We start from the raw sequence: 25,085 nt of genomic DNA, 5'->3' as shown, positions 1-25,085 counted from the left end.
CATGTTTGGGGGGCATCGTGGTCCTTCCCGCGGTGCCTAGGGCCCGGGCACGCGAACTCGAAGAAGATCCCAGCTGTAGGCCCCCGTACCCAGGTTCGTAGCGCCGTTCCGTCTTGGTCATGCTGGCCTTCTAGAAGGGCTCCTCGGGGCCGAAGCTTTTGACCCTGCGGGCGTAGGCCGTAAAGCCCCCTCCTCCTCGGGGAAAACCGGGGGCAAGCCAGCCCCCTTGACAATATCGCTCATTTTTGCTTAAAATCGCGCACAAGAATGGCCATAGCAGCCCATCGACGTCGGGAGTTGCTGGAGCTTTTGCGTCGGCACGGGGCCCTGAGCACCCGGGAACTGGCGGGCCACTTGGGGGTTTCGGAGGCCACGGTGCGCCGCGACCTGGCGGTCTTAGCCCGGCAGGGCCTCTTGCAACGGGAACACGGAGGGGCGCTCCTGCCGGAGCAAGAGCCCCTGTATGTGGAAAAGCTTCGCCGCAATCCCAGGGCTAAGGAGGCCATCGCCCACCGGGCGGCCGCCCTGGTGCCGGATGGGGCTACGGTGATCCTGGACTCGGGCACCACCACCTTGGCCCTGGCCCGCCTTCTGGCGGGGAGGCCCCTTAAGGTGGTGGCCCTGGACCTCCCCGTGGCCCAAGCCCTGGCCCAGGGGGCCACCGAGGTCCTCCTACCCGGGGGAAGGGTGCGGAACGGCTTCTACAGCCTGGTGGGCTCCTGGACGGAGGAACTCCTGGGGCAGGTGCGGGCGGACCTCTTCATCCTGGGAGCGGATGCCTTCCACCTGGAGGGGGTCACGAACCATACCTTTGAGGAGGCTGCGGTGAAGCGCAAGGCCATGGCGGTGAGCGGGCGCACCATCCTCCTTTCCGATCGGAGCAAGTGGGGCAAGCGCGCCCCCGCCTTCGTGGCCCCCCTCGAGGCTCTGGACCTGGTGATCACCGACCTGGAGGAGCCTGCCCTTCGCGAGCGGGTCAAGGTGGAGGTGGTGAGTGGAACGCTTTAGAGCCATTTTCGGACACAAGCCCGTGATCGCCATGGTGCACCTGAAGGCCTTGCCGGGCACCCCCCTCTACGAGGGAGACCTGGAGGCCATCGTGGCCGCGGCCCAAAGGGACCTGGTGGTCCTGCAGGAGGCCGGGGTGGATGCGGTCATGTTTGGCAACGAGAACGACCGGCCCTACGAGCTCTCCGTGGACCGGGCCAGCGTGGCCGCCATGGCCTACGTGATCGGGCGCCTCCGGTCCCTCATCCGCGTTCCCTTTGGGGTGGACGTGCTGTGGGACCCTCTGGCCACCATGGCCTTGGCCGCCTCCACGGGGGCCCGTTTCGCCCGGGAGATCTTCACCGGCCTCTACGGTTCGGACATGGGCCTTTGGCAGGGACGGGCGGCGGAGGCTTTGCGTTACCGCAAGCGGCTCCTAAGGGACGACCTTTTCCTCCTCTACAACATCTCCGCCGAGTTCGCCTCCCCCCTGGATGCCCGGCCCCTGCCCGAGCGGGCCCGGAGCGCCGTCTTTTCCAGCCTCGCCGACGCCATCCTGGTCTCGGGGCCCATGACCGGGGAAGGGGTGTCCCTGGAGCACCTGCGGGCGGTCAAGGAGGCCCTTCCTGGGGTTCCCGTCTTGGCCAACACCGGGGTACGCCACGAGACGGTGGCCGAGATCTTGGAGGTGGCGGACGGGGTCATCGTGGGCACCGCCCTGAAGCGGGATGGGGTGACCTGGAACGAGGTGGACCCAGAGCGGGCCCGGGCCTTCATGGCGGCCGTGCGGCAGGCAAGGGGGTAGGCGTGGTCGTGGGCGTGGACGTGGGCACCACGGCGGTCAAGGTTCTCCTCCTGGACGAGGAGGCCCGTCCCCTCCGTTCTTGGGAACACCCCCATGCCCTCCTCACCCCCCGCCCGGGCTTCGCCGAAGAGGATCCGGAGGCCTGGTGGCAGGGGGTGGTGGAAGGCCTGCGCAGGGTGCTGGCAGGCCTGGACCCTAGGAGGATAAGGGGCCTTGGGGTCTCCGGCATGGTGCCCGCCCTGGTGTTGCACGATGCCCGGGGCAGGCCCCTCGCCCCCGCGCCCCTGCAAAACGATGCCCGGGCCGTGGCGGAGATCCTCGAGCTCAAAGGGCGCTTTGGGGACGACTGGCTCTTCGCCCGCACGGGGGCCACCTGGAACCAGCAGGTGGTGGCCCCCAAGCTCCTTTGGTTCCGCCGGCACCGGCCCGAGGTGTGGGCGGGGGTGCGCTGGGTCTCGGGTTCTTACGAGCACGTGACGTTCCGCCTCACAGGGGTGCGCTACCAGGAGGCCAACTGGGCCCTGGAGTCGGGGCTTTGGGACCCCCAGGGGGAGACGTGGTTGGCCGAGGTCCTGGAGGCCGTGGGGGCCGACCCTGTCCTCCTCGGCCCCGTCCGGCGCCCCCTGGAGGTGGTGGGGGGGCTCACGCGGGAGGCGGCCGCGGTCACGGGGCTCCCCGAGGGCCTCCCCGTGATCGCCGGGAGTGCCGACCACATCGCCGCCGCCTTGGCCGCGGGCCTCCTGGTCCCGGGGGAGGCGGTCATCAAGCTGGGGGGAGCGGGGGACTTCCTCTATGCGGTGGACCGTTTTGACCCCGTGCGGGAACTCTTCATAGACTTCCACGACGTGCCCGGCCTCTTTGTCCTGAACGGCTGCATGGCCACCACGGGGAGCCTCCTCCGCTGGTTCCGGGACGCCTTCCGGCCGGGGGTGGGCTTTGCCGAGCTGGACCTCGAGGCCGAGCCCGTGCCCCCTGGAGGAGAAGGGTTGCTCGTCCTCCCCTACTTCCTGGGCGAGAAGACCCCCATCCACGACCCCGAGGCCCGCGGCACGGTGGTGGGCCTGACCCTGGCCCATACCCCCGCCCACCTCTGGCGGGCCCTGCTGGAAGGGGTGGCCTACGCTTACCGGCACCACGTGGAGGTGCTGGAGGGCAGGGGCCATAGGGTGGAGCGGTACTTCGTGATGGATGGGGGGGCGAGGAGCGCCCTCTGGCGGCGTGTCCTGGCCAGCGTCCTGGAAGCCCCCGTGCACCACCTGGCGGGGGGTGAGCGGGGAAGCGCCTACGGGGTGGCCTTCCTGGCGGGGGTAGCCGCGGGGCTTTGGGGGTTCCAGGACCTAAAGCGGGAGGTGGCCGGGGTCACCGAACCCGAGGTCGGTTGGACGCAGGTCTATCGGGAGCTTTATCCCCTTTACCGGGAGACCTACCGGAGGCTCAAGGACCTTTATCCCAAGCTCGGAGGTGCCTATGCTTAACGCCCTGGTCACCGGAGCGGGAACGGGCATCGGGGAAGCCATCGCGCGGCGGTTGGCGCGGGACGGCTTCAAGGTCTATGTCACGGACCTAGACCTGGAGGCGGCGCGGCGGGTGGGGGAGGAGCTGGGCATGCCCTACCTCCGGGTGGACGTGACCCAAAGGGCGGACCTGGAGGCGGCCCGCGCCCGGGTGTTCGCGGAGGACGGCCGCCTGGACGTGCTGGTGGCCAACGCCGGGGTTTCCACCATGAACCGCTTCCTGGACCTTACGGAGGAGGAGTGGGACTTCAACTTCCGCGTGAACGCCAAGGGCACCTTCCTCACCCTCCAGACCTTCGCCCGGGGCATGGTGGACCAGGCGCCCATGCCGGGACGGGAACTCAGGGGTAAGATCATCGTTACGGCCTCCATGGCCGCCCGCCAGGCGGCCCCCCTCCTCGCCCACTACTCCGCCAGCAAGTTTGCGGTGCTGGGCCTGGTGCAGGCGGCGGCCAAGGAACTGGCCCCCTACCGGATCGCCGTGAACGCGGTGAACCCGGGTTTCGTCCGAACCTCCATGCAGGCCCGGGAGGTGGCGTGGGAGGCCAGGCTTCGGGGTATCCCCCCGGAGGCGGTGCTCGAGGACTACGTGCGCCAAACCCCCTTGGGCCGCCTGGAAACGCCCGAGGACGTGGCGGGGGCGGTGAGCTTCCTGGCGGGGCCCGATTCGGACTTCATCACCGGGGAGGCCTTGGAGGTGAACGGTGGGGCCTGGATCTTTTAAGCCCCTCCGGGCGTTGGCCAACCTTCTCCTCTTCGCCTTCAGCCTGGCCTTCCTTCTCCCTCTCCTGTGGACCCTGCGGAGCGCCCTCCTCCCTGAGGGGCTGGCCTACGCCCTGCCTCCCGCCTTCGGTCCTTGGACCCTGGAGAACTTCATCAGGGTGCTGGAGGGGCCCTTTGGCCAGGCTTTCCGCAACAGTTTTTTGGTGGCCTCCCTGGTGGTGTTGGTGGGCCTGCCCCTGGCGGCGGGGCTGGGGTACGCCCTGGCCCGCTACCGTCTGGGAGGGCATGGCCTCCGCTTCGCCGTCTTGGCCACCCAGATGCTTCCCCCCATCGTCTTAGCCCTCCCCCTCTTCGCCCTCTTCCGGGAGCTGGCCCTTTCCGGAACGCTCGCCGCCTTGGTTCTAGCCTACCTGGCCTTTGCCCTTCCCTTCATGGCCTGGCTCCTCATGGGCTTCTTCCAGGGGTTCCCCCGGGAGCTGGAGGAGGCGGCCTACGTGGACGGGGCTACCCCCCTCCTGGCCTTCTTCCGGGTGGTCCTTCCCCTCTCCGCGCCGGGCCTGTTCGCAGCGGGGGTGCTGGGTTTCCTTATCTCCTGGAACGAATTCCTGTTTGCCCTGCTCCTCTCCGGGCGGGAGACCCAGACCATCCCCGTGGCCCTTTCCACCCTCATCACCCAGCGGGGGGTCCTCTTCGCCCAGGTGGCGGCGGGGGTGGTGCTGTCCGTTCTTCCCGTGGCCCTTCTCGCCCGCGTGGTGGACCGGTATCTGGTGGAAGGTCTCACCCTGGGGGCGGTGAAGTGAAGGAGGTGGCGGCGATGAGGCGAATGCTTGCGGTTGCGGCACTGGCGATGGGCCTTGCCCTGGCCCAGGGCGTGGTCCTCCGGGCCCTCATGGAGGACGTGCCCGAGACCCGGATCATCGAGGAACTCCTTCCGCAGTTTGAGAAGGAAACGGGGATCCGGGTGGAGTTTGAGAAGGTCCAGTATTCGGCCATGCACGACAAGCTGGTGGCCCAGCTCTTGGCCCCGCAAAGCGCCTACGACTTCCTACAGGTGGACTTCCTCTGGGCCGGGGAGTTCCCGGCTGCGGGGTGGCTGGAACCCTTAGAACCCTTCGTGAAGGCCAGCGGGTTTGACCTCTCCGCCTACTACCCTTCCATGCTGGACCTGGTGGGCTATTACCGGGGCACCCTCTACATGATCCCCATGTACAACTACGCCATGGGGCTCATTTATCGGAAGGACCTCCTGGCCAGGAAGGACCTCCAGGACCGGTTCCGGGCCCAGTACCGGCGGCCCTTGGCCCTGCCCAAGACCCTGGAGGAGTATGTGGACCTTTCCCTCTTCATGGCCAGGCACGCCGGGGTGGCGGGGGCGGCCATGCAGGGGCAACGGGGCGACCCCAACTTTATGGAGTTCTCCAACTACCTCTTCGCCGCGGGCGGGGACTACGTGGACAAAAACTGGCGGGTCACCCTGAACACCCCTCAAGGGGAAAAGGCCCTCACCCTTTACGTGCGCAACCTTCGCCAGGGGGCGCAGAAGGGGGCCCTGAACGCCAATCTGGACGACACCTTCCGGGTCATGTGCCAGGGAGGGGCTTTCAGCATGATCACCTACTGGTGGATGCTTCCCCAGCTGGACGACCCCAAACAGTGCCCCAAGGTGGCGGGCAAGGTGGCCCTGGCGCCCATGCCCGGGGGGAGCGGGGTGAACGGGGGCTGGGGCTGGGCCATTCCCAAAAACAGCGCCAACAAGGAAGCGGCTTGGCGGTTCATCTCCTGGGTGGAGTCCAAGGCCATCGTGCGGGAGCGGGCTTTGCGGGGGCACGCCCCCACCCGCAAGGACGCCTTCCAGGATCCCGAGGTCCTAAAGCGCTACCCCTACTACAGGGAGGCGGAGCGGATCATCGCCCAGGCGAAGAAGGTGCCCATCTTCGCCTACACGGCGGAGATGGAGGACGTGGTGGGCCGCGAGGTGAGCCTGGCCGCGGCGGGGCAGAAGGGGGTTAGGCAGGCGCTTCAGGACGCGGCGAAGGGCCTCGAGGGCCTCCTCAAGAAGGCGGGGCTTTTGCGGTGAAGGGGAAAGGGGCAGGCCTCCTCCTGGCCCTGCCGGGGCTTCTGGTCCTGGCCGGGGTGGTGGGCCTGCCCCTCCTCTACGCCCTGCGCCTCTCCCTCACGGACTACTCGTTCCTCAGGCGGGAGGCCTCCTTCGTGGGCTTCCAGCGCTACGGGGAAGCCTTTCGCGACCCCTACTTCCTCCACGCCCTGGGCCTCACCGCCCTTTACGTGGCCCTCACCGTGGGCCTCACCCTGGCCCTCGGCCTCCTGCTGGCCGTCCTCCTGAACCAAAAGCTCCCCTTCAAGGGCCTCCACTACTTTGCCGTGAGCCTGCCCATGCTCATCGCCCCGGTGGGGGTGGGGCTCATCTGGAAGATGATCCTGCACCCGGAGTTGGGCATCCTGGCCTACCTCTTTGGGGGGCGGGACTTCCTGGGGGACGCCCGCTTGGCCCTCCTCACCCTGGCCCTGGTGGACGTGTGGCAGCAGCTTTCCTTCGCGGCCCTGGTGATCCTGGCGGGCCTCAGGAGCCTGCCCAGGGAGCCCTTGGAGGCCGCCTATGTGGACGGGGCTACCCCTTGGCAGGCCTTCTGGCGGGTTACCTTTCCCCTTCTCCTTCCCGTTTTGGGGGTGCTTCTCATCCTTCAGACCGTGGCCGAGATCCGCACCTACGACCTGGTGTACGTGCTCACCCGGGGTGGCCCGGGCACGGCCACGGACCTGGTGAGCTACTACATCTACCGCAAGGCCTTTTTGGGTTTGGACCTTTCCGGGGCCAGCGCCATGGGCTACCTGCTCCTCCTCTTCACCCTCTTTCTGGTGGCCCTTTACTACCGGAGGCTGACGCAGCCCTGACAGAGGGGGTGAAGGATTCCCTGTGGTGGAGCTTCGCATGGCGACCAAGCGCTACGGGCGCACCGTGGCCGTGGACCGGGTGAGCCTCGAGGTGAGGGAGGGGGAGTTTTTCAGCCTTCTCGGGCCCTCGGGTTGCGGGAAGACCACCACCCTCCGCCTCATCGCCGGGTTTGAGCGCCCCGACCAGGGGGAGGTGGTTTTGGCGGGGGAGCGGGTGGAACACCTTCCTCCGGAAAGGAGGCCCATCGGCATGGTGTTCCAGAGCTACGCCCTTTTTCCCAACATGACGGTCTTCGGCAACGTGGCCTTTCCCCTCCGCCTGAGGCGGATTCCCGAGGAAAGGGTGCGCCGCCGGGTCGGGGAGTTATTGGAGATGGTCCACTTAAGCGGTCTGGAGGGCCGTTTCCCCAAGGAGCTTTCCGGGGGGCAGCAACAGCGGGTGGCCCTGGCCCGCGCCCTGGCCCGGGAGCCCAAGCTCCTCCTCTTGGACGAGCCCCTCTCCGCCCTGGACGCCAAGATCCGGGAGGAGCTGAGGGGCGAACTCAAACGCCTGCAGCGGGAAACGGGCCTGACCGCCATTTACGTGACCCACGATCAAGAGGAAGCCCTGGCCCTCTCCGACCGGGTGGCGGTGATGCGGGAGGGGCGGGTGGAGCAGGTGGACACCCCCCTCGGCATCTACGCCCGCCCCAAGACCCCCTTCGTGGCCCGCTTCGTGGGCCAGGGGGTCTTGGTGCCTGGGGAGGCCCGGGGTGGGACCTTCCATCGGGAAAGGCCCTGGCCCGTGCGGGTGGAAGGGGAGGGAAGGGGCTACCTCCTCCTGCGCCCCGAGGCCTTAAAGCCGTCTCCGGAGGGGTTTCTGGAGGGCGAGGTGCGCCTCGCCACCTACCTGGGGAGCCTGGTGCGCCTGGAGGTGGAGGTGGACGGCCTCCTCCTCAAGGCGGACGTACCCCCCGAGGAGGCCGTGGGGATGGGGGAGAGGGTCCGCCTGCGCCTGCCCGAAACCGCCCCCTTCGTGAAGGAGGAGGCATGATCCTGGGCTTCCGGCCACCCAAGGACCCCGAGGGCTTCCTGGAGTACGCCCGGAAGCTTGAGGGACGGTATGGCTTCATCGAGGTTCCCGGTTCGGCAGCCGAAGCTCTGGGGGAGGTGGTCCTCGAGGCCCGCGCCATGGGGTACCGCCTCACCTACCACGCCCGCTACCTGGACGTCTATCCCGCCTCCCCCGAGCCCCGCATCCGGGAGGCTTCCCTACGCCTCCTGGAGGAGGACTTGGTGCGGGCGGCCCGCATGGGGGCGGAGCTCGTGAACGTGCATGCCGGGAACATCCCCTGGACGGACTATCCCCCAGAGGGCCTCTCCCCGGCCCACGAGGCCCTGCGCCGGGCGGAAAGGAGCTTGCGGGAGGAGGCGTTGGAGCGGGCCCTGGAGGCCTTCGCCCGCCTGAGCCGGTTGGCCTTGGACCTGGGGGTCCGCCTGGCCCTGGAAAACCTCCCCGCTCCCCAGGAGTTTCCCCGTACCCCGGGGGAGATGGCCCGCTTCCTGGCGGTGCCCGACCTTTACTTCTGCCTGGACCTGGGGCACGCCCAGATGGCGGGGGAGCCGCCGGAGGCGTTTCGCACGGCCTTGGGTTCCCGCCTGGTGCACGTCCACGCCCACGCCAACGACGGCCGCTACGACCTGCACCTGCCCCCGGAGCCCGAGGCCCTCCGCCCCTTTGTGGAGCTTCCCTGCACCCTTTTGGTGGAGTTGCCGCCGAGGAGCCCGGAGGAATACCTGGCGGTGCATGAGCGCTTGGCCTTGACGGGGCTCGTCCCCGAGGCAAACGGGAGGTGATGCGATGAAGGCAAGGAACTGGATGGGATACGGCTTGGGGCTTCTTGTGGCCCTGGCGGTAGGGGTAGGCTTCAAGGGCTTGGGTGGCCTGGCCCAGGCCGGGGTGCAGCTTCCCCCGGAGCTGGACACCCCCTATATCCGCGACCTGGCGGCCAAGGCCCGGGCGGAGGGTGGGGTGATCAACTCCTACGGGATGCCCAACGACTGGGCCAACTACGGGGGGATCTTCGCCGAGTTCCAGCGGCTCTTCGGCATCCGCCAGCAGGACATCGACATGGGGAGCGCCGTGGTCCTGGCCCGCATGCGGGAGGAGAACGCCAGCAAGAACGACATCGCCGACCTCAAGCCCGCCTTCGCCATGACCCTGGCGGAGGAGGGGCTCACCCTGCCCTACCGGGTGACCTCCTGGGCGGCCCTCCCGGCGGGGCAGAAGGGGGAGGGAAAGGAGGGTTCCACCTGGTACACGGGATACAAGGGAACCCTGGGCTGGATCGTCAACACCCGGCTGGTTAAGAAGGTGCCCAGGACCTGGAAGGACCTGGAGAACCCCGAGTACAAGGGGCTCATCCAGTACCAAGACCCCCGGGCCACGGGCACCGGGGTGGCTACCATCATGGCCGCGGCCTACGCCTTGAGCGGGGACCCCTACAACTACAAGGCGGGGGTGGACTTCTTTGCCCGCCTCCACAAGCTTGGGGTCATCGGGGCCGTGGAGCCCAAGGTGACCACCGCCAAGTTCGAGCGGGGGGAGGTGGGCATCTTCATCAACTACGACTACAACCTCCTGGCCTGGAAGGAGCGCTTTCCCTTCCCCACCGAGGTGGTCATTCCCCAAGACGGCAGCCTGGCTAACGGCGGGGGGATCATCGCCGCCCGGAACGCGCCGCATCCCAACACGGCTAAGCTCTTCCTGGAGTTCATCTTTTCCAAGTACGGCCAAGGGCTCTTCGCTAAGGCGTTCGTCTCCCCGGTTCGGCCCGATGTGGACCTCCCCAAGGAGGTGGCGGCCAAGTTCCCGCCTAAGAGCGCCTACGCCAAGGTGAGGTTCGTGGATTACAAGAAGGAGGAGGCCATCTCGGAGGCTCTGCAGAAGTACTACGCCGAGACCATCCGGTAAGCGTTCTGGGGCGGGGCCCTTCCCCGCCCCTTTCCTTCCCATGCGCGGCGAACGCCTTCTCCTGGTCCCCGGGCTTCTCTTCCTGGCCCTTTTCTTCGCCTACCCCCTGTGGGCCATCCTGGAGCGGAGCCTGGCCTCCCCCGAGGGCCCCACCTTCCTCCGCTACGCCAAGGCCCTCACCGCCCCCGCCTACCTCGAGGCCTGGCGCAACTCCCTCCTCTTCGCCACCGCCTCTACCCTCCTTGCCGCCGTGGGCGGCATCTTCGTGGCCTACTGGACGGCGGGCCTGCCCTTGCGGGCCAAGCGCCTCCTGCTTTCCCTTTACGCCATCCCGGTTTCCCTCTCGGGCCTGGTGGTGGCCTTCGGGTTCATCGTCCTCCTGGGCCGCAACGGGGTGGTGAACCAGCTTTTGGCCCTGTTGGGGGTGCCTCGCTTTGACCTGTACACCTGGACGGGCCTCCTCTTGGTCTTTCCCTTTTACAACGTCCCCCTCTTTGCCCTGGCCCTGATACCCCTTCTGGAGAGCCTGGGGAGGGAACTTTTGGAAGCGGCGCGGGCCTCCGGGGCCACGCCCTTCCAGGCCTGGGTGCGGGTGCTCCTGCCCAACCTTATGCCCGGCATACTGGCGGGAAGCGCCATTGTCTTCGCGGGCATGATGGGGGCCTTTGGCACCGCCTTGGCCCTCACGGGCTTCGCCAAGAACCTCCTCTCCTTGCAGATCTATAGCCTGGTGGCGGAGAGCACCTTTGACCTGCCCCAGGCCGCGGCCCTGGCGGCCCTCCTCATGGCCACGACCGGTGTGGGCCTTTACCTGCTGGCCCTGTGGGAAAGGCGGGTGCGGCGATGAGGTGGCTGGGTTGGTCGCTTTTCATCTTCTTTCTCCTTTACCTGCTCCTGCCCATGGTGGCCCCGGTGGTCTACTCCTTCAGCCGCATGTGGCTGGGCCTCTTACCCGAGGGGTTCACCCTGGACTGGTACCGGAAGATCTTCACCGACCCCAAGTACCTGGAGGCCGCGCTCCTCTCCCTGCGCGTGGCGGCGCTGGCGGTTTTCCTGAACGTGTTGGTGGGCGTGCCCACCGCCTACGTGGCCTACACCTGGTCGGGGGGAGTAGGGGAGGGGCTTAGGCGGCTTCTCCAGGTGCTGCCCCTGCTGGTGCCCCCCCTGGTCGTGGGTCTGGGGTTTCTCCTCGCCTTCAACCGGCCCCCCTTGGCCCTTTCGGGGACCTTGTGGATCGTGGTCCTCGGCCATGCGGCCTTGGGATTTCCCTTCTTCTTCCGGACGGTGTACGCCGGGCTTTCGGGCCTCGAGGTCCGCCTGCTCATGGAGGCGGCGCAGGCTTCGGGGGCGGGTCTTTGGGCCCGCATGCGGTACGTTCTCTTGCCCAACCTTCTGCCGGCAGTGCTTTCCGGAAGCCTTGTGGCCTTCGCCATCTCCATGGGGGAGTTTGAGGTGACCAGCATGGTGGCGGGTTTTGGCACGGTAACCCTTCCACTTCTGCTCTTCCAAAGCCTTCGGGAGGATTTTCGTGCGGCCAGCGCGGTGGCTAGCCTCCTCCTGTACGCCACCTTGCTGGCCCTGGTGGGGCTAACGCTTTTCCGGCGGCGGTAGGCTGGTCGAAGCCTTCGCTAGAGTGAAGGGGTGGAGGGCTTCTACCTGGTCTGCGGCGAGGGGCTTTCCCAGGAGGCGAACCGCTCGGCCCAGGGTCTTGGCCGCTTTCTCCTGGAAAACCCGCCCAGGGGCCTTCTGGACGCGGTGCCCGCCTATGGCACCCTGTACCTGGAGTACGACCCGCGGTTTCTCTCCCGGGGGCGGCTCCTTAGGCTCCTCCGGGAGGCGTCCCTTGGGGTTGGGGAAGAGGAGCGGGTGGTGGAAATCCCCCTGCGCTACGACGGCGAGGACCTCCCCGAGGTGGCGGCCCGCACCGGCCTCTCCTTGGAGGAGGTGAAGCGCCGCCACCAAGCCCCCCTCTACCGGGTCTACGCCCTGGGCTTCACCCCGGGCTTCCCCTTCATGGCCCCCGTGGACGAGGCCCTCCGCCTGCCCCGCCGGGCCCACCCGAGGCCCAGGGTGCCCGCCCATGCGGTGGCCATGGCCGGGCCGCAGACGGGCATCTACCCCCTGCCTTCCCCCGGGGGTTGGCACCTCTTGGGCACGGCCCTGGTGGCGGTGTACGACCCGCACCGGGAAGCGCCCTTCCTCCTCCGTCCCGGGGACCGGGTGCGCTTCCGGGAGGCGGAGGGCCCCACCCCCAGGGAACCTGAACCCCTGGAGCTCCTGCCGGAGGAGCCCCGGTTTCCCGCCCTCCGGGTGGAGGAGCCGGGCCTTATGGACCTGGTGGTGGATGGGGGGCGGTTTCTGGCCGGGCATTTGGGCCTGGCCCGCTCGGGCCCCCTGGACCCAAAGGCCGCGGCCCTGGCCAACCGGCTTTTGGGAAACCCGCCCGGCGCCCCCCTCCTGGAGGTGGCCTACCGGGGGCCGGTCCTCACGGCCCTAAGGGACCTGGTGGCGGCGGTGGCCGGGCACGGGTTCGTCCTCCTGCTGGAGGGGGAGGAGGTGGCCTTGGGCCAGAGCTTCCTCTGGCGCAAGGGGCGCACCCTGCGCTTCCTGCCCCGGGGAAAGGGGGTGAGGGCTTACCTGGCCCTGGCGGGGGCCCTCGAGACCCGCCCCTTCCTGGGCTCCGTCTCCCCCGACCTGAGGGGCCGGATCGGCAGGCCCCTGCGGGCGGGGGATGTCTTGGGGCTTGGGGCGGAGCGCCCCGCCCGCCCGGGCCTGGCCTATCCCGGGGGGGGCCTCGAGGGTCCCCTTCGGCTCCGCCTCCTCCCTGGGCCCCAGTTCACGGAGGAGGCCTGGAGGGCCTTTCTCTCCGGACCCTTCCGCGTGGCCCGGGCGGACCGGATGGGGGTGGAGCTCCTGGGCCCTCCCGTCCCCGGGGGGGAGGGGCTTTCCGAGGCTACTCCCCTGGGCGGGGTGCAGGTGCCTCCCTCCGGGCGGCCCTTGGTTCTTCTGGCGGATAAGGGGAGCCTGGGGGGGTACGCCAAGCCCGTCCGGGTGCACCCGGGGGATCTCTGGCTCCTGGGGCAGGTGTGGCCCGGGGCAGAGCTTATATTCACGAGCGGCGTAAATCGTGAAGAGAAGCACAAGAAGGCCCTCCGCTTCCCCTGCGAGGCGGTGGGGAAGGGCCCCCGTTAAAGGCGCTCCACCACCACCGCGATCCCCTGGCCCACGCCGATGCACATGGTGGCGAGGCCGAAGGGGACCTGCTTCTGGCGCATCTCGTGGACCAGGGTGGTGAGGATCCGGGCCCCCGAGGCCCCCAGGGGGTGGCCCAGGGCGATGGCCCCGCCCTTGGGGTTGAGCCTTTCGTCCTCCATGTCCAGGCCCCACTCCCTGAGGACGGCGAGGCTTTGCGCGGCGAAGGCCTCGTTGAGCTCAATAAGCCCGATCTCCCTCAGGGTAAGCCCCGCCCGCTCCAAGGCCTTCCTCGTGGCGGGCACGGGGCCGATGCCCATGATCCTTGGCGGCACCCCGGCCACGGCGATGGCGCGGATGCGGGCGAGGGGCCTCAGGCCGTGGGCCTTGGCGTAGTCGTCGGCCACCAAAAGCACCGCTGCCGCCCCGTCGTTTAGGGGGCTACTGTTCCCCGCGGTCACCGTGCCCCCCTCCCGGAAGACGGGCTTGAGGGCGGCAAGCTTCTCCAGGGAGGTGTCCCGCCTCGGCCCCTCGTCCTGTTCCACCAGGACCTCCTCCTTCCCCCGCTTCACGGGCACGGGGACCACCTCCTCCCGGAAGCGCCCCTCGTCCCAGGCCCGCACCGCCTTCCGGTGGGAGAGGAGGGCGAAGCGGTCCTGCTCCTCCCGCCCGATCCCGTACATCTCCGCCAGGTTCTCCGCGGTCTCGCCCATGCTCTCCGTGCCGTAGAGGGCCTGCATCCTGGGGTTCACGAAGCGCCAGCCCAGGGTGGTGTCGTACATGACCAGGTTGCCCGTGGGGAAGCCCCGCTCGGGCTTGGGGACGGCGTAGGGGGCACGGGACATGGACTCCACCCCGCTTCCGATGTAGACCTTGCCCTCTCCCGCCCAGATGGCCCTCGCCGCCTGGGCGATGGCCTCAAGCCCCGAGCCGCAGAGGCGGTTCACGGTGCAGCCTGCCACTTCCACGGGGAAGCCGGCGAGGAGGAGGGCCATGCGGGCCACGTTGCGGTTGTCCTCGCCTGCCTGGTTGGCGCAGCCCGCGTAGACGTCCTCCACCTCCTCCTTGGGCACGCCTGCGCGGTCCATGAGGGCGGAGAGAACGTGGGCCAGGAGGTCGTCGGGGCGCACGGAGGCCAGCGCCCCCCCGTGCTTGCCGATGGGGGTCCTTACCGCTTCCACGATCCAGGCTTCGGGCATACTGCCTCCTTACCGACCGGTCGGTAATAGCCTAGGCCAGGGGAGGACGTGGGTCAAGGTGTTGGAGGGGAGTGAGTTCACGAGCGAGTTAAATCGTGAAAGAAAACACAAGCTTACCCACCCCGCACCCAGGCCTCCACCTCCTCCCATCCCCCTGCGGGCAAGGCGCACACCCCCCTGCGGCACACATAGGCCTTCCCGGGCTCCCGCCCCTCCAGGGCGGGAAGGGCCCCAGGGGGCCCTAGCACGAGTTGCGTCAAGGGGAGAAAGGCGCGGAGGGCGGGCTCCCGGAGGGGAGAGGGCAAGGGCAGGGCCAGTTCGGTTCCCGCCTCGAGGAGGCGCTTGACCATAAGCGCCCCCGGGAGGGCGTGGGGGTAGCGGGCAAGCCAAAGCGCCTTCCCGGCGAGGACCTCCTCCGCCCGTTCCCAGTAATCCCCGCCGAAGATGGCCCCGAGCCGAGCCAAGGCCTCCGCCAGAGCGCTTTCCCCCGAAGGCAGGGCCCCTTCCTCCACCTCCCGGGCGGGCAGGGGAAGGGAAGGAACCTCCCCGCGAAGCCGCCACCCCGCCTCGGCCAGCCGCCGCGCCCAGTCCAGGTAGGGCCACTCCCCCGTGGCGCCGTAGAGCTCCAAAAAGGCCAGGGCAGCGAAGGCCTGGTCGGCCAGGAAGGCCTCCTCCCCCAGGCGCCCCTCCCGCCAGGCGTGGCGCAGGCATCCGTCCCGCTCCATTCCCCGGAGGAAGTGGGCTCCCCTGCGGGCGGCCTCCAGGTAGCGGTCCTCCCCCAAAAGCCTCCCCGCCTCGGCCAGGGCCCGCACCGCCAGGGCCGACCAGTCCGCCAGGACCTTGTCGTCCAGGGCTGGGGGTACGCGCCTTCTCCGGGCGGCAAGGAGCCTCCGCCGCACCTCCTCCCGCCAGGCGGGAAACGCCTCGCCTAGCTCGGCCCGCACCGCCTCCTCCCCCCAGGCGGTGAGGACGGACCGCCCCCCTAGGTCCTCCCCCAGGGCGAAGTAGCGCCGGGCCAGGGAGAGGTCTTCCCCTAAGGCCCCCTTAAGCTCCGCTTCGTCCCAGGTGTAGTACCGTCCCTCCTCCCCCTCGCTTTCCGCGTCCAAGGCGGTGAAGAAGCCCCCCTCCCGGTGCTGCATGGCGAGGAGCCAGTCCAAGGTCTCCCGGGCCACCCGCAGGAAGAGGTCCTCACCCCAAAGCTTGTAGGCCCCGAGGTAGACCCGGGCCAGGAGGGCGTTGTCGTAGAGCATCTTCTCAAAGTGGGGTAGCCGGAAGAAGCGGTCCACGCTGTAGCGGTGGAACCCCCCGCCCACCTGGTCGTAGAGGCCTCCCAGGGCCATGGCCTGGAGGGTCTTCCGGAGCATGGCCCCCGCCCTTTCCTCCCCCTCCCAGGCCCGGGCCAGGAGGTAGAGGAGGAGGGGCCCCTGGGGGAACTTGGGGGCGGGCAGGAAGCCTCCCCACTCGGGGTCAAAGGAGCGCCCGAGGGCCTCGAGGGCCTCCTCCTCCGCCTCCTTGGGGACCGGCCCCGGGGGCGGGGTGAGGCTGCGCCAAAGGGCCTGGGCCAGGCGTTCCGCCTCCTCTTGGAGGGCTTGCCGCTCCTCCCGCCAGGCCTTGGCCACCGCCAGGAGGACCCGCTTGAAGCCGGGGAGGCCCATGCGGTCCTCCTTGGGGAAGTAGGTGCCCCCGAAGAAGGGCCTGCCCTCGGGGGTGAGGAAGAGGCTCATGGGCCACCCCCCCTGGCCCGTGAGGCTCAGGAGGGCCCGCATGTAGGCGGTGTCCACGTCGGGGCGCTCCTCCCGGTCCACCTTCACCGGCACGAAGTGGACGTTGAGGAGGGCCGCCACTTCTGGGTCCTGGAAGCTCTCCCGGTGCATCACGTGGCACCAGTGGCAGGCGGCGTAGCCCACGGAGAGGAAGACGGGCTTCCCCTCCTCCCGGGCCTTGGCGAAGGCCTCTTCCCCAAAGGGGTACCAGTCCACCGGGTCCTGGGCGTGGGCCAGGAGGTAAGGGCTTCGGGCTCCCTGGAGGCGGTTGGCCATCCCCCCAAGCCTACCCAAACTCCCGCCCGGCCGAGCCTTCCCTGCTTACAATGGGGGGCATGGTGCCGGACGAGACCCTGGGGGCTTGGCTCCGGGAGGACCTGGGCCACGGGGACCTCACGAGCCTCCTGGTGGTGCCGGAGGACCTGGAGGGCGAGGCGGTGATCCTGGCCAAGGAGGCAGGCGTCCTCGCAGGGCTTCCCCTGGCGGCCCGGGTCTTCCGCCTGGCCGACCCCCGCACCCGCTTTACCCCCCTGGTGGGGGAGGGGGCCAGGGTGGCCAAGGGTACGGAGGTGGCCCGGGTTCAGGGGCCCTTGCGGGGCATCCTGGCCGGGGAAAGGCTCGCCCTCAACCTCCTGCAACGCCTCTCCGGCATCGCCACCCTGACCCGGGCCTACGTGGAGGCCCTGGAGGGGACGAAGGCCAAGGTCCTGGACACCCGCAAGACCACCCCCGGGCTTCGCGCCCTAGAGAAGTACGCCGTGCGGGTAGGCGGAGGGCAAAACCACCGCTTCGGCCTCTTTGACGGGATCCTCCTCAAGGAAAACCACATCCGGGCGGCGGGGGGCGTGGGCGAGGCGGTGCGGCGGGCCAAGGCCCGCGCCCCCCACTACCTCAAGGTGGAGGTGGAGGTCCGGGACCTCGACGAGCTGGAGGAGGCCCTGAAGGCCGGGGCCGACCTAATCCTCTTAGACAACTTCCCCCTCGAGGCCCTCCAGGAGGCGGTGCGCCGCGTGGGGGGGCGGGTGCCCCTGGAGGCGAGCGGAAACATGACCCTGGAGCGGGCAAAAGCCGCGGCGGAGGCGGGGGTGGACTACGTCTCCGTGGGGGCCCTCACCCACTCCGCCCAGGCCCTGGACCTCTCCCTCCTGGTGGTGCGCCCATGATGGTAGTATGGGCTACCATAATGGCATGGTGCGCACCCAAGTACAGCTTACCGAGGCGCAGTGGGCCCGGCTCAAGGCGAAGGCCCACGCGGAAGGGGTTTCCCTAGCGGAGCTGGTGCGCCGGGCGGTGGAGCAGTTTCTGGAGAGGGAGGGCTATGAGGAGCAGGCCCAGCGGGCTCTCCTCGCCGTGGGTCGCTTCGCCTCCGGCCAAGGGGACGTAAGCGAGGCCCACGACCGGTACCTGGAGGAGGCCTTTGGCCGTCTTCCTTGACACCTCAGCCCTCTACGCCCTTCTGGACCGGGACGACGTCCATCACCGGGAGGCTGCCCGAACCTTCCGGGAACTCCTCGATGCCCGATGGCCCCTGACGACCCACGCTTACTGGTGGAGAGCGTGGCCCTCGTCCAAAGGCGGCTCGGCGTGGAGGCGGTCCGGACCCTGGTCCACGACCTTATGGGGGTGGTGGAGGTGGTGCCCGTGAGCGAGGCCCTGCACCGCGCCGCCCTCACGGCCTTCCTGGCTTCGGGGAGGCGGGAGATAAGCCTGGTGGACTGGACGAGCTTCCTCTTCATGCGGGAAAGGTGGCTGGAAAAGGCCTTCGCTTACGACGAGCACTTCTGGGAGCAAGGCTTCGTCCCCGCGGGGGAGGCCCTGCATAATGGATAGGATGGATAGGGAAGCCCTGGCGCAAGCGGTCCTGGACCTCAAGCGAGAGCGGAACGCCGTCATCCTGGCCCACTCCTACCAGCTCCCCGAGGTCCAGGAGGTGGCGGACTTCGTGGGGGACTCTTTGGGCCTTGCCCGGGAGGCCCAAAGGACGCGGGCCGAGGTCATCGTCTTCTGCGGAGTGCACTTCATGGCCGAGACCGCGGCCATCCTCAACCCGGAGAAGACCGTCCTCCTCCCCGACCTGGAGGCGGGCTGTTCCCTGGCGGACAGCATCCGGCCCGAGGACGTCCTGGCCTGGAAGGCGGAGCACCCGGACGGGATCGTGGTGGCCTACGTGAACACCAAGGCCGAGGTGAAGGCCCTGGCGGACGTGTGCGTGACGAGCGCCAACGCCGTGGAGGTGGTGGCCCGCCTTCCCCAGGGCCGGCCCATCTTCTTCGTGCCCGACATGTTCCTGGGGGCCCACGTGGCCCGGGTCACAGGGAGGAAGATGGACCTCTTCCCCGGGGAGTGCCACGTGCACGCGGGGATCCGGGAGGAGCACATTCAGGCCCTCCTGGAGACCCACCCGGGGGCGGAGTTCCTCATCCACCCGGAGTGCGGCTGCGGCACCGGGTGCCTTTACCTCAAGCCCGATGCCAAGGTGCTTTCCACCGAGGGCATGGTGCGCTACGCCAGGGGGGTGGAGGCCCGGGAGTTCGTGGTGGCCACGGAGGTGGGGATCCTGCACCGCCTGAGGAAGGAGGCCCCGGGCAAGGCCTTCGTCCCCGTGAAGCCCGAGGCGGTCTGCGAGTACATGAAGCGGATCACCCTGGAGAAGGTGTACCTTTCCCTGAAGGAGCTGCGCCACGTGGTGCGGGTGCCCGAGGAGACGGCCAAGAGGGCCCGCCGGGCCCTCGAGGCCATGGTGGCCGTGGGGTGATGGAGCGCCTTCAAACCGACCTCCTCATCCTGGGCGCCGGGGTGGCGGGGGTCTACGCCGCCTTGGCCGCGGAGGCAGCGGGGGCCCGGGTCCTCCTCCTCAGCAAGGATCCCCTGCCCTCGGGCTCCACCCCCTGGGCCCAGGGGGGCGTGGCCTTTCCCCTGGACGAGGCGGACCTGGAGGCCCACCTCCAGGACACCCTAAGGGCGGGGCGGGGCCTGGTGGACCCCCGGGTGGCCCGCTCCATCCTGGAGGAGGCCCCCCGGCACCTGGAGAGGCTTCGCGCCTTGGGCCTCCCCTTCCACCCCGAGCCCACCCGGGAAGGGGGGCACTCCCGCCCCCGGGTGCGCCACCTGGGGGGGGACAGAAGCGGCCTCCTGCTCCTCCAGGGGCTCCTTTCCCGGATGCAAAGCCCCGTGTGGGAGGGGTACCTGGCGGTGAGCCTCCTGGTGGAAGGGGAGCGGGTGGCCGGGGCCCTGGTCCTCTCCCCAGGAGGGCTCCTGGAGGTGCGGGCCGGGGCGGTGCTCCTCGCCACCGGGGGCCTGGGCCGCCTCTTCCCCGTGACCACCAACCCCGAAGGGGCCACGGGGGACGGGATGGCCCTGGCCTGGCGGGCGGGGGCGGTCCTCAGGGACCTGGAGTTCGTCCAGTTCCACCCCACGGCCCTCCCCGACGGGTCCCTGGTCTCCGAGGCCTGCCGGGGGGAGGGGGCCATTCTCCTGAACGCCCTGGGGGAGCGCTTCATGGAGCGCTACGACCCCCTGGCGGAGCTCGCCCCCCGGGACGTGGTGGCCCGGGCGGTCTTCTGGGAAAGGGCGCGCACGGGCGGGGTCTTTCTGGACCTCAGGCCCATCCCCCGCCTGGAGGAGCGCTTCCCCACGGTGGTGGCCCAGGCCCGCGCCCTGGGCCTGGACCCCCTCCAGGCCCCCCTCCCCGTGGCCCCCGCCGCCCACTACGCCATGGGGGGGGTGAAGACGGACCTCGAGGGCTTCACGGGCGTGCCCGGGCTTTTCGCCGCGGGCGAGGTGGCCTCCACCGGCTTCCACGGGGCGAACCGCCTGGCCTCCAACAGCCTCCTGGAGGGCCTGGTCATGGGGGCGCGGGCGGCCAGGGCCGCCCTGGAGAGCCTCGCCTTCCCCGGGGCCCCGGAAGCCCTCCCCGCCCTCCTCCTGGACCCAGGCTTCCTGCCCGAGCTGCGGCGCCGGATGGGCCAAGGGGCGGGGGTGGTGCGCCGGGAGGAGGGCCTGGCGGAAGCCCTGGCCTTCGCCCAGGCCCTTCCCCTGGATGCTTTCCCGCCAGGGAAACAGCTTGCGGAAGGGCTCCCGGACGGGGCCACGAGGGCCCAGGTGGAGGCGGGAAGCCTGGGGCTTTTGGCCCGCCTCCTCCTGGGCATGGCCCTCCGGCGGCGGGAAAGCCGGGGAAGCCACTTTCGGGAGGACTTCCCCGGGGAGGAAGAAACGGCTTACCACCTGGAGGTGCGCGGCCTCACCTTTGAGCGGGTTCCCGCCCTGGTATAATGCCCCCTGGAGGTGCTTTATGAAAGGCCACCCGGACGTGATCCAGAGCCTTCAGGAGAGGCTTTCCGAGGAGCTCGCCGCCATCTTGCAGTACATGGTGCACGCGGAGATGGCGGAGAACTGGGGCTTCAAGGCCCTGGCCAAGCACCTGAAGGCCCACGCCATCACCGAGATGCGGCATGCGGAGAAGCACATTGAGCGCATCCTCTTCCTGGAGGGCTTCCCCGAGGTGAGCCGCATCGGGGAGATCCGAATCGGCAAGACCGTGGAGGAGATCCTCTTCAGGGACTACGAGGGGGAGCTTCTGGCGGTGAAGGGTTACAACGAGACCATGAACCTGGCCCAGAGCCTGGGGGACAACGGCACCCGGGACATGGTGGCGGAGATCCTCAAGGACGAGGAGGCCCACGTGGACTGGCTGGAGGCCCAGCGGGAGCTTAAGGAGCAGATGGGCCTGCAGAACTACCTGCAGTATTTGGCCGGGGAGGCGGACTGAGTACCCCAGAAGGGCTTTCCCGTACACCTGACCGGGGCCTTCCCTGTCGCGAAACCAAGGTGCGGCCGCTTGCCATCACTCCAGGCTGGCTTACGCCAGCATGGGGGCCTCAAAAGGATCCCTAGGGATTTCCGGGTGCCCCTAGCCCACCGGGGCCTTGAGGTTCTTCCGCGCCCAGCGGTCAATGGCGGCGATCACCGCCTCCAGCTCCCGCCCCGCCTCCGTGAGGCTGTAGCGGGTGCGGGGGGGCATGTAGGACTCCACCCGCTTCTCCACCACCCCCAGGCCCACCAGGTGCTCCAGGCGCTGGGAGAGGGTGGCGGGGTTCACGCCCCCGATGGCCCGGGAGAGCTCGTTAAAGCCCTTGGGGCCCTCCAGGAGGGCCCGGATGATGTGCAGGGTCCACTTCTCCTGGAGGAGGTTGAGGGCCTCGTAGACCGGGCAGAAGGCCTCGCCTTCGGCCATAGCCCCATGGTACCACAGGGCTTTAGCGGTTAGGGCGCGCCCCGCCCCCTTCCCTCCGGGCCACCAGGGTGAGGAGGGTGTAGGTGGCCACGGTCTTGCCCTCCTGGTTGACCACCTCCACCGCCCACTCCACCACCCCGGTCCCCTCGTCCCGGGGCCGCTTGGCCTTGACGGTGAGGCGGGCCTGCAGGGTGTCCCCGATGCCCACGGGCTCCAAAAAGCGCAGGCCCTCGAGGCCGTAGTTGGCCAGCACGGGTCCCGGGGCCGGGTCCACGAAGAGGCCGGCGGCGGCGGAGAGGACGAAGTAGCCGTGGGCTACCCGTTTGCCGAAGAGGCTCTCCTTGGCCGCGAGCTCGTCCGTGTGGGCGTAGAAGTGGTCCCAGGAGACGTGGGCGAAGAGGGCGATGTCCGCCTCGGTCACGGTGCGGCGGTGGGTGGTGAGGGTCTCGCCCACCTCCAGGTCCTCGTAGAACTTGCGGAAGGGGTGGATGGCGGCGGGCTTCTCCGCCCCCTTGGCGTGCTCCCCCAGGAGGGCCTGGAGGGTCTCGGGGTCCCCCTGGAGGGCCAGGCGGGCCAGGTGGCGCTTCGCGGCAAGGAGCCCGCCCAGCTCCTCGCCCCCCCCGGCCCGCCCCGGCCCCCCGTGGAGGAGGCGGGGAAGGGGGGAGCCGTGGCCCGTGGAGGCCGCGGCGTCCCGCCGGTTCAGGAAGTGGAGCCTCCCCACCTCCCCGGAAAGCCCGAGAAGCCAGAAGCGGGCCTCCCCAGGGTCCAGGGTGGCCACCGTGGCCACCAGCATCCCCCCGCCCAGGCGGGCGAGCCTGAGGGCCTCCTCCCGGCTGCGGTAGGGGAAGAAGGTGGCCACGGGGCCGAAGGGCTCCACCTGGTGGAGGGGCTCGGCCCAGGGGTCCTCGGCCAGGAGGAGGGTGGGGGGGAAGAAGGCCCCGTCCTCCCGCCCGGGGTGCTTCCAGTAGACCCGGGCCCCCGCCGCCAGGAGGGCCTCCACCGCCCGCTCCACCTCCTGCTTCTGCTCCGGGGAGGCCAGGGGCCCGAGGTCCACGCCCTCTTCCCGGGGGTCCCCGGGCCTTAAGGCCTCCAGGCGCTCCCGGGTAGCCTCGAGGAGGGCCTGGAGGCGGTCCCTAGGCGCGAGGATCCGGCGGATGGCGGTGCACCGCTGCCCCGTCTTGATGGTGAGCTCCTGGGCGATCTCCTGGGCGAGGCGCAAAAGCTCCTCCTCCCCCGCCTCTTCCCCCAGGATGGCGGGGTTTAAGGAGTCGGTTTCCGCGTTAAAGAGGGTACCTCTCTCCAGGAAGGCCGGGTGGCGGCGGAGCCGGTCGGCGGTGGCCTTGGAGCCGGTGAAGAAGACGCTGTCCCGGTGGTCCAGGGCGTCAAAGAGGTCCCCCACGCTCCCCACGAGGAGCTGGAGGCTCCCCTCCGGGAGGAGGCCCGACTCCAGCATCATCCGCACCAGGGCCTCCGCCACGTGGGCCGTGGGGGTGGCGGGCTTCGCCAGGGTGGGGACCCCGGCCAGGAAGGCGGGGGCGAACTTCTCTAGTAGCCCCCAGACCGGGAAGTTGAAGGCGTTGATCTGGAGGGTGACCCCCCCCTTGGGGCCGAGGACGTGCCTCCCTTGGAAGGAGCGGTCCTTGGCCAGGGGGAGGAAGTCGTCCTCGGGGAGGAGGTTGCCCTCGGGGAGGCTTCGGGCCAGGGAGCTGTAGGCGAAGAGCACCCCGATCCCCCCGTCCACGTCGTACCAGGCGTCCCGCCGCGTGCCCCCCGTGGTGGCGTAGAGGCGGTAGAGGGTCTCCTTGCGCTCGGAGAGGTACTGGGCCAGGGCCCGAAGCCGCCTTCCCCTTTCCTGAAAGCCCAAGGCGGCCAGGGCCTTCCCCCCCACCTCCCGCCCCCAGGCCACGGCCTCCTTCACGGGCAGGCCCTCCGCCGTCACCCGGGCGAGGACCTCCCCCGTGCTCGCGTCCCGCACGGGGACGCCCTCCCCCTGGCCCTCCCGCCACTCCCCCATGAGGTAGCTCTGGAGCTTCATGGCGCGTCCTCTCCCTAAACGGCCTTGAAGGCCTCGAAGACCTCGCCGCAGGCGGCGCACTGGTAGAGCATCTTGCAGAGGGTGGCCCCGAAGGCGTTCTTGAGCTGGACCTTGGGGCTCCCGCACCGGGGGCAGGCCGGGTTCCCTCCCGCCAGGGGCAGGGGGAGGGGCGGGGCGATGCCGTAGGCCAGAAGCTTCTCCCTGGCCTCCTCCGTCATGGCCTCGGTGCTCCAGGGGGTGCGGGCCTCCTCCACCTCCACCTCCTCGGCCCCGGCCTCCTCGAGGGCCCTCACGATTTCCTCCCGGATGAGCCGCAAGGCGGGGCAGCCGGAGAAGGTGGGGCGGAAGCGCACCCTGACCCTATTCCCCTCCGCCTCCACCCCCAGGACCATCCCCATCTCCACGATGTTGAGGACGGGGATCTCGGGGTCCTTGACCCCCTTTAGGGCCTCCCAGTAGCGCGCTACCACGCCTTCGCCTCCGGATCCCACCGGGCCACGGACTGCATCTCCGCGAGGAGGGACCATAGGTACTCCGTGTGCTCCCTGCGGCTTTGGGGCACGTAGCCCCCCTCCGGCGCCTTGAGCCCCGAGCGCCCCAAATGGCGCGTGGCCTCCTCCAGATAGCGGCCCTCCAGGGCCCTGAGATCCGGCACGATCCCCGCCTCCACCAGGGCCTCCTCCTCGGGCAAGGGCAGGAAAAGCTGCTTGGCGTAGGGGAAGAGGGCCTCCAGGGCCTTCTGGGCCCGGGCGTGGCTCTCCTCCGTGCCCAGGCCGAGGCGTTCCACCCAGAGGGCGGCGTGCTTCAGGTGGAAGCGCTCCTCCTTCAGGATCCGCGCCGCCACCTCGGCCAGGGGCGCGTAGGCGCTCTTCCGCGCCTCCTCCAGCCAGAGGTTCTCGTAGAGGTCAAAGAGGTACTGCCGCACCAGGGTGAAGGCCCAGTCCCCCTTGGGGAGTTCCACCAGGATGGCGTTTTGGTACGCCAAGGGGTCCCGGAAGTAGACCACCTGGTCGGGGTCGGACCCGTCCAGCTCCCCCCTAAGCTCCAGGTAGAGCTTGGCGTGGCCCAGCTCGTCCTGGGCCAGGTTGGCGATGGCGATGTCCTCCTCGAGGATGGGGGCGTGGGCCACCCACTCGCCTAGGCGCTGGGCCAGCACCACCTCGTCGTCCGCCAGGGCCGTGAGCTTGGCCACCAGGGCCTCCTTGAGGTACGGGTCAAGCCTCATCGCCCACCTCCTTGGCGCTGATCAGGCCGTAGTAGCTCTGCAGGCGGTAGGTCTTCTCCCGGGCGGGGGCAAACCAGCTCTCCACCACCTCCTCCTTGGGCTCGGTGCCCACGAGAAGCCTCTCCGGCACGGCCCAGAAGGCCACCCCTTGGGCCTGGAGAAGGGCCTCCTTCACCGCCTCCTGGGGGCTCTTCCCCGGGAAGCGCCCCACCAGGTCCCCGTAGACCATGCTCCGGCGGTGGCTCCGCTTGGCGAAGACCCAGTAGGCCTCCTCCTCCCCTAGGGGGCCCTCAAGCTCTTTCCCTGACGGGAAAGCATCCAGGGCCCTGGGATCCCTCAGGCCCTCCTGGGTCACGTGGAAGAAGGCCTCCGCCGGGGCCACGAAGAGGGCGTAAGCCGAGGGCCTCCGCACGAAGACGTGCCGGGCGAGGAGCAGGGCGTGCTCGGGGTCCGTGGCGTGGACCGAGCCCACCATCTGGGGCACGCTCCTTTCCGTGTCCTGCTTGATCACCTCAAACCGGGGCCACTCCGTTCCCCACATAG

Annotated in this window: 26 protein-coding genes; 19 read left to right on the top strand and 7 right to left on the bottom strand. The window is 69.5% G+C overall.

Annotation, left to right across the window (positions count from 1 at the left end; genetic code table 11):
* Positions 1-267 precede the first annotated feature (267 nt).
* From ACYQ0J_RS05135 to ACYQ0J_RS05075, 13 genes are read left to right on the top strand one after another with little or no spacing between them, the layout of a single operon-like run.
* Complete coding sequence (locus ACYQ0J_RS05135; RefSeq protein WP_460171109.1) at positions 268-1,008, top strand: DeoR/GlpR family DNA-binding transcription regulator; 741 nt, start codon at positions 268-270, stop codon at positions 1,006-1,008.
* A complete protein-coding gene (locus ACYQ0J_RS05130) occupies positions 995-1,792 on the top strand; it encodes a BtpA/SgcQ family protein (RefSeq protein ID WP_460171108.1) in 798 nt (265 codons plus the stop codon). Before ACYQ0J_RS05135 ends, ACYQ0J_RS05130 begins: the two co-directional genes overlap by 14 nt.
* A gap of 2 nt (positions 1,793-1,794) precedes the next feature.
* Positions 1,795-3,267 carry an FGGY-family carbohydrate kinase gene (locus ACYQ0J_RS05125; protein ID WP_460171107.1) on the top strand — a complete coding sequence of 491 codons (1,473 nt, stop codon included), beginning with the start codon at positions 1,795-1,797 and terminating at the stop codon, positions 3,265-3,267.
* On the top strand, positions 3,260-4,030 hold the full coding sequence (locus tag ACYQ0J_RS05120) for an SDR family NAD(P)-dependent oxidoreductase (RefSeq protein WP_460171106.1): 771 nt from the start codon (positions 3,260-3,262) through the stop codon (positions 4,028-4,030). The genes ACYQ0J_RS05125 and ACYQ0J_RS05120 overlap by 8 nt, the downstream gene beginning before the upstream one ends.
* A gap of 13 nt (positions 4,031-4,043) precedes the next feature.
* Entirely contained in the window at positions 4,044-4,829 is a 786-nt protein-coding gene (locus ACYQ0J_RS05115; protein ID WP_460171105.1) for a carbohydrate ABC transporter permease, read from the top strand.
* A gap of 14 nt (positions 4,830-4,843) precedes the next feature.
* Complete coding sequence (locus tag ACYQ0J_RS05110; RefSeq protein WP_460171104.1) at positions 4,844-6,106, top strand: extracellular solute-binding protein; 1,263 nt, start codon at positions 4,844-4,846, stop codon at positions 6,104-6,106.
* The gene (locus ACYQ0J_RS05105; RefSeq protein ID WP_460171103.1) at positions 6,103-6,942 is read left to right on the top strand and encodes a carbohydrate ABC transporter permease; all 840 of its coding nucleotides are present in this window, start codon (positions 6,103-6,105) and stop codon (positions 6,940-6,942) included. The genes ACYQ0J_RS05110 and ACYQ0J_RS05105 overlap by 4 nt, the downstream gene beginning before the upstream one ends.
* Positions 6,943-6,967: 25 nt before the next feature.
* Positions 6,968-7,975 carry an ABC transporter ATP-binding protein gene (locus ACYQ0J_RS05100; protein WP_460171102.1) on the top strand — a complete coding sequence of 336 codons (1,008 nt, stop codon included), beginning with the start codon at positions 6,968-6,970 and terminating at the stop codon, positions 7,973-7,975.
* Positions 7,972-8,778 carry a sugar phosphate isomerase/epimerase family protein gene (locus ACYQ0J_RS05095; RefSeq protein ID WP_460171101.1) on the top strand — a complete coding sequence of 269 codons (807 nt, stop codon included), beginning with the start codon at positions 7,972-7,974 and terminating at the stop codon, positions 8,776-8,778. The genes ACYQ0J_RS05100 and ACYQ0J_RS05095 overlap by 4 nt, the downstream gene beginning before the upstream one ends.
* Before the next feature lie 22 nt (positions 8,779-8,800).
* Positions 8,801-9,895, top strand: a complete 1,095-nt coding sequence (locus tag ACYQ0J_RS05090; protein WP_460171100.1) for an extracellular solute-binding protein — start codon at positions 8,801-8,803, stop codon at positions 9,893-9,895.
* Between the two features lie 40 nt (positions 9,896-9,935).
* Positions 9,936-10,742, top strand: coding sequence for an ABC transporter permease (locus ACYQ0J_RS05085; protein WP_460171099.1), 807 nt, complete (start codon positions 9,936-9,938; stop codon positions 10,740-10,742).
* Complete coding sequence (locus tag ACYQ0J_RS05080; protein ID WP_460171098.1) at positions 10,739-11,506, top strand: ABC transporter permease; 768 nt, start codon at positions 10,739-10,741, stop codon at positions 11,504-11,506. Before ACYQ0J_RS05085 ends, ACYQ0J_RS05080 begins: the two co-directional genes overlap by 4 nt.
* A 30-nt stretch (positions 11,507-11,536) precedes the next feature.
* On the top strand, positions 11,537-13,087 hold the full coding sequence (locus ACYQ0J_RS05075) for a 5-oxoprolinase subunit B/C family protein (RefSeq protein WP_460171097.1): 1,551 nt from the start codon (positions 11,537-11,539) through the stop codon (positions 13,085-13,087).
* Here ACYQ0J_RS05075 and ACYQ0J_RS05070 read toward each other — a convergent pair.
* Together ACYQ0J_RS05070 and ACYQ0J_RS05065 are read right to left on the bottom strand one after the other, a co-directional pair.
* Positions 13,084-14,286, bottom strand: a complete 1,203-nt coding sequence (locus tag ACYQ0J_RS05070) for a thiolase family protein (RefSeq protein ID WP_460171096.1) — start codon at positions 14,284-14,286, stop codon at positions 13,084-13,086. The genes ACYQ0J_RS05075 and ACYQ0J_RS05070 overlap by 4 nt on opposite strands.
* 113 nt (positions 14,287-14,399) lie before the next feature.
* Positions 14,400-16,325, bottom strand: coding sequence for a thioredoxin domain-containing protein (locus tag ACYQ0J_RS05065; RefSeq protein ID WP_460171095.1), 1,926 nt, complete (start codon positions 16,323-16,325; stop codon positions 14,400-14,402).
* Between the two features lie 59 nt (positions 16,326-16,384).
* Here ACYQ0J_RS05065 and nadC point away from each other — a divergent pair, with 59 nt between their 5' ends.
* The 6 genes from nadC to bfr all read left to right on the top strand — a co-directional run bounded on the left by nadC (position 16,385) and on the right by bfr (position 20,817).
* Positions 16,385-17,212 carry a carboxylating nicotinate-nucleotide diphosphorylase gene (nadC, locus tag ACYQ0J_RS05060; protein WP_460171094.1) on the top strand — a complete coding sequence of 276 codons (828 nt, stop codon included), beginning with the start codon at positions 16,385-16,387 and terminating at the stop codon, positions 17,210-17,212.
* A 25-nt stretch (positions 17,213-17,237) separates the two neighbouring features.
* Positions 17,238-17,483, top strand: a complete 246-nt coding sequence (locus ACYQ0J_RS05055; protein ID WP_460171146.1) for a ribbon-helix-helix domain-containing protein — start codon at positions 17,238-17,240, stop codon at positions 17,481-17,483.
* Positions 17,484-17,597: 114 nt separating this feature from the next.
* On the top strand, positions 17,598-17,879 hold the full coding sequence (locus tag ACYQ0J_RS05050; protein WP_460171093.1) for a VapC toxin family PIN domain ribonuclease: 282 nt from the start codon (positions 17,598-17,600) through the stop codon (positions 17,877-17,879).
* 1 nt (position 17,880) lies between these two features.
* The gene (nadA, locus tag ACYQ0J_RS05045) at positions 17,881-18,804 is read left to right on the top strand and encodes a quinolinate synthase NadA (RefSeq protein ID WP_460171092.1); all 924 of its coding nucleotides are present in this window, start codon (positions 17,881-17,883) and stop codon (positions 18,802-18,804) included.
* The gene (locus ACYQ0J_RS05040; RefSeq protein ID WP_460171091.1) at positions 18,804-20,321 is read left to right on the top strand and encodes an L-aspartate oxidase; all 1,518 of its coding nucleotides are present in this window, start codon (positions 18,804-18,806) and stop codon (positions 20,319-20,321) included. Before nadA ends, ACYQ0J_RS05040 begins: the two co-directional genes overlap by 1 nt.
* 19 nt (positions 20,322-20,340) lie before the next feature.
* Positions 20,341-20,817 carry a bacterioferritin gene (bfr, locus tag ACYQ0J_RS05035; protein ID WP_460171090.1) on the top strand — a complete coding sequence of 159 codons (477 nt, stop codon included), beginning with the start codon at positions 20,341-20,343 and terminating at the stop codon, positions 20,815-20,817.
* A 141-nt stretch (positions 20,818-20,958) separates the two neighbouring features.
* Here the strand turns inward: bfr and ACYQ0J_RS05030 are convergent, their stop codons facing one another.
* The 5 genes from ACYQ0J_RS05030 to ACYQ0J_RS05010 are packed head-to-tail and all read right to left on the bottom strand — an operon-like array spanning position 20,959 to position 25,083.
* Positions 20,959-21,282 (bottom strand): winged helix-turn-helix transcriptional regulator, encoded by a 324-nt coding sequence (locus ACYQ0J_RS05030; RefSeq protein ID WP_460171089.1) that lies wholly within the window; start codon positions 21,280-21,282, stop codon positions 20,959-20,961.
* Positions 21,283-21,304: 22 nt separating this feature from the next.
* Positions 21,305-23,317: a phenylacetic acid degradation bifunctional protein PaaZ gene (paaZ, locus tag ACYQ0J_RS05025; RefSeq protein ID WP_460171088.1), complete on the bottom strand. Its 2,013-nt coding sequence runs from the start codon at positions 23,315-23,317 to the stop codon at positions 21,305-21,307.
* Between the two features lie 14 nt (positions 23,318-23,331).
* Positions 23,332-23,787 carry a 1,2-phenylacetyl-CoA epoxidase subunit PaaD gene (gene paaD, locus ACYQ0J_RS05020; protein ID WP_460171087.1) on the bottom strand — a complete coding sequence of 152 codons (456 nt, stop codon included), beginning with the start codon at positions 23,785-23,787 and terminating at the stop codon, positions 23,332-23,334.
* Complete coding sequence (gene paaC, locus ACYQ0J_RS05015; RefSeq protein WP_460171086.1) at positions 23,781-24,542, bottom strand: 1,2-phenylacetyl-CoA epoxidase subunit PaaC; 762 nt, start codon at positions 24,540-24,542, stop codon at positions 23,781-23,783. Before paaC ends, paaD begins: the two co-directional genes overlap by 7 nt.
* Positions 24,532-25,083: a phenylacetic acid degradation protein gene (locus ACYQ0J_RS05010; protein WP_460171085.1), complete on the bottom strand. Its 552-nt coding sequence runs from the start codon at positions 25,081-25,083 to the stop codon at positions 24,532-24,534. Before ACYQ0J_RS05010 ends, paaC begins: the two co-directional genes overlap by 11 nt.
* Positions 25,084-25,085 lie beyond the last annotated feature (2 nt).

It is taken from the genome of Thermus sp. FJN-A (assembly GCF_054655095.1).
The sequence above is the reverse complement of the archived record's forward strand: the minus strand, read 5'-3'. Positions and strand labels throughout refer to the sequence as shown.